3 protein-coding genes and 1 pseudogene are annotated in these 3,648 nt (G+C 69.7%); 3 read left to right on the top strand and 1 reads right to left on the bottom strand.

The window, feature by feature from the left end:
* The 3 genes and pseudogenes from LQV45_RS20610 to dapF form a co-directional block, all read left to right on the top strand.
* Positions 1 to 681: pseudogene (locus LQV45_RS20610) on the top strand (tRNA (N6-isopentenyl adenosine(37)-C2)-methylthiotransferase MiaB); the annotation flags it as partial.
* 169 nt (positions 682 to 850) lie between these two features.
* A complete protein-coding gene (miaA, locus tag LQV45_RS20605; protein WP_230008615.1) occupies positions 851 to 1,756 on the top strand; it encodes a tRNA (adenosine(37)-N6)-dimethylallyltransferase MiaA in 906 nt (301 codons plus the stop codon).
* A 51-nt stretch (positions 1,757 to 1,807) separates the two neighbouring features.
* A complete protein-coding gene (dapF, locus tag LQV45_RS20600) occupies positions 1,808 to 2,761 on the top strand; it encodes a diaminopimelate epimerase (RefSeq protein ID WP_230008614.1) in 954 nt (317 codons plus the stop codon).
* Here the strand turns inward: dapF and LQV45_RS20595 are convergent.
* Positions 2,742 to 3,356 (bottom strand): class I SAM-dependent methyltransferase, encoded by a 615-nt coding sequence (locus tag LQV45_RS20595; RefSeq protein ID WP_230008613.1) that lies wholly within the window; start codon positions 3,354 to 3,356, stop codon positions 2,742 to 2,744. The genes dapF and LQV45_RS20595 overlap by 20 nt on opposite strands.
* Positions 3,357 to 3,648: the final 292 nt, after the last annotated feature.

Here is a 3,648-nt window from a genome sequence, read left to right as displayed (position 1 = left end):
GCCATGAAGCGGTCCTACCGCTCGACCAGGTTCCCCGGCGTCCTGGGCAAGGTCCGCGCGAAGATCCCGCACGCCGCCATCTCCACCGACATCATCGTCGGGTTCCCCGGCGAGACCGAGGAGGACTTCCAGGCCACCCTCGACGTCGTGGCGAAGTCCCGGTTCGCCACCGCCTTCACCTTCCAGTACTCCAAGCGGCCGGGCACGCCCGCCGCGGACCTGCCGGACCAGCTGCCCAAGGCCGTGGTCCAGGAACGCTTCGAACGCCTCACGGCCCTGCAGGACCGGATTGCCGCCGAGGAAAACGCCCGGCAGCTTGGCCGCCGCGTCGAGGTCATGGTGACGGCCCAGTCGGGCCGTAAGGCTGGGGAAACCCACCGCCTCTCCGGCCGGTCCCAGGACCAGCGGCTGGTGCACTTCTCCGTGCCCGCCGGAGCCGAAGTGCCCCGGCCCGGCGATCTGGTGACTGTCACCATCACAGAGGCGGCGGCGTTCCACCTCGTCTCCGACCCCGCCTCGGCCGAGGACTACAGCCTGCGCCGGTCCCGTGCCGGCGATGCCTGGGACCGGTCGCAGGCAGATTCCTGCGGCGCCCCGGCCAGCCCGGCGGGCAAGACCAGCGCGTCGGGCACCTCCGGCGTGTCGCTGGGCATGCCCAGCCTCCCGGTCCGCGGCCGTTAGCGCCGTGCCCGGCCCGCAGGGCGCTCCCCGGAACGAAGCAGTCCAGAACCCAGCAGCCCGCGCCACGGCGGTCGAGGACACAGCCCAGGCCTTGGCGGCCGAGGGCACTGCCCAGAAGGACGCTGCCCAAAATGCGGCGGCGCAGGGGGCACGGCCGGCCGCGCCGCCGGTGATCGCCGTCGTCGGGCCGACGGGATCCGGCAAATCAGACCTGGCAGTCTCCCTCGCCCTTGAGCTCGACGGTGAAGTCATCAACGCCGACTCGATGCAGTTCTACCGCGGCATGGATATCGGCACCGCCAAGATCACCGAGGCGGAGCGCCGCGGTGTGCCGCATCACCTGCTGGACATTCTGGACGTGACCGAGGAAGCGAGCGTCTCGGACTTCCAGCAGCAGGCCCGGGCGTTGATCGCCGACATCCACGGCCGGGGTAAGCGCGCCATCCTGGCCGGCGGCTCCGGACTCTACGTCCGCGCCGCCCTCGACGTCCTGGAATTCCCCGGCACGGATCCGGAGATCCGCGGCCGGCTCGAGGCGGAACTGGCTACCGCGGGCCCCGCGCCCCTGCGGCGACGGCTCGAGGCAGTGGACCCCGTCTCCGCGGGCAGGCTCGGCGATGAGCGCAGGATCATCCGCGCCCTGGAAGTCTTCGAGCTCACCGGGCGGCCATTCAGCTCCTTCATGCCGGCCCGCCAATACTTCCAGCCTGCCATCCAGATCGGACTCGAGGTGGACCGGGAACTGCTCCGGCAGCGCCTGGCCGACCGGGTCCACGCGATGGTGGACCGGGGGCTCCTGGACGAAGTCCGCCGGCTGGACGCAGCCGGGCTCCGCGGCGGCCGGACCGCGCCGCGGGCCCTCGGCTACGCGCAGTTCCTCCGGGTGCTCGACGGTGCCTCCAGCGTGGAGCAGGCCGCGGACGAAACCATCATCGCCACCCGGCAGTTCGCGCGCCGCCAGCTGACCTGGTTCCGTGCGGATCCCCGGGTCACCTGGCTGGGCTGGCACGATCCTGACCTCGTGGCCGAGGCCGCCGGCCTCTGCCGGGCGACGCCGGTTCTGCCTCCGGCGTAGCGCTTGGGTCACGGTGCCGGAGCGGTCGGGGCGGAACGGTAACCTTGGAGCATGGACGAATCCCAAGCCGTAGACGCTGACCGTACTGCCGGCGATACCGCCCCGCTGAGCGGCCTGAAGTTTTCCAAAGCCCACGGAACGGGCAACGACTTTGTCCTGATCGCAGACCCCAACGGCGCGCTCGAGTTGAGCCCGGAGCACGTCGCGGCGCTCTGTGACCGGCACCGTGGCATCGGCGGCGACGGCCTGATCCGGGCCGTGCCTTCCCGGCTCCTGCCCGAGGGGCAGCAATTGCTGACCGCGCACCCCGATGCCGAGTGGTTCATGGACTACCGCAACGGCGACGGCTCGCTCTCTGAGATGTGCGGAAACGGAGTCCGCGTCTTTGTGCACTTCCTCATCGCCGAAGGCCTCGTGGACCTGCCGGCCGGCGAATCGCTCGTCATTGGAACCCGGGGCGGTGCCAAGACGATCGTCCGGACGGCTGCGGGCTACGCCGTGGACATGGGCCCCTGGGAATTCATTTTCCCGGGCGAGGCGACCGCGCGGGCCATGGACTCGCTGGTCAGCGCCGACGGGCTCGAAGTCGCACGGCCCGCCCTCTCCGTCAGCATGGGCAACCCGCACACTGTCGTGGCCCTGGCCGAAACAGCCGAACTGGAGGCCACGCAGCTGTTCACGGCCCCCCGGGTGGACCCGACGCCGCCGCACGGCACCAACGTCGAATTCGTTGTGCCCTCCGAACCACTGGTCCACGACGGCACCGGCACCATCACCATGCGGGTCCACGAGCGCGGAGTGGGGGAGACCCAGTCATGCGGCACGGGCGCCTGCGCCGCCGCCGTCGCGATTCGCCACTGGGCCGGCCAGGGCGCACCGGACGCGTGGAACGTCCACGTCCCCGGCGGCGTCGTCGGCGTGAAATTCTTCCTGGGCCCGGAGGGGCACGAACACGTCGAACTCAGCGGCCCGGCCGTGATCGTCGCTAGCGGGACGCTTTCCTGATTCGAAGGATCCGGAACGACTTCGACGTGCTCTCCCGGGTCACGCTGAAGCTGGCGTCGAGCTCCGCCGAGAGCCAGCGCTGCAGCGAGTCCGAGCCGAGGTTCTTCTGGACCACGAGCCAGGCCGATCCGCCCGGCGCCAGCCTGGGAATCCACAGGCGCAGGAGGGCATGAAGCTCATCCTTGCCGATCCTGATCGGCGGGTTGGACCAGATGGTGTCAAAGCGCAGGTCGGGGTCCACGGCGTCCGGCGTGCTGGCGGATACGTTGTGCAGCCCCAACAGCCCGGCGTTTTCATTGGTCAGGGTCACGCAGCGTTCGTTCACGTCCACCGCGTAGACCTGGGCGTGCGGTGCCCGCAGGGCCATGGTCAGGGCGATCGGTCCCCAGCCGCAGCCGATATCCAGCAGGTTGCCCTGCGGCGACGGCGCCGGGACGTCGGCCAGCAGCACGGCCGTTCCCTTGTCGATCCCGTCCGGGCTGAAGATCCCCGAGGACGTCTGCAGCCGGCGCGTCTCACCGGCAAGATCCACAGTGAGCGGCTTACGGGTAAAGGGCCCGGCCGGCTGGGCGCTGAAATAGTGTGCAGACTCCATAATGGGCCAGATTAGTTCGCGGCCAGCCCGTATGGGAAACCGGGTGGGAGCGCCAGCGTCTGCTACGCTACAAAACATGATCTTGATCTCCAAGTAGCCGGCACGGGTCCCGTCCCGTCCTTGTCAGGGACGCCGAGGGACTCCGTAGCGATGCAGGTAAACGCCTTCCGCTGAGTGCGCCATTGCAGGGGTGAGTTTTCTCACCCGCGGGCGCCCGCACCACTTGGAATCCAGCCATTTCCCAGGCACCGTGTTTTGCTGGCACAGTTTTCGAGCACCCTGCTCCCTGGCC

It is taken from the genome of Microbacterium sp. Bi128 (genome assembly GCF_918698205.1).
This window is presented reverse-complemented; position numbering and strand designations above follow the sequence as displayed.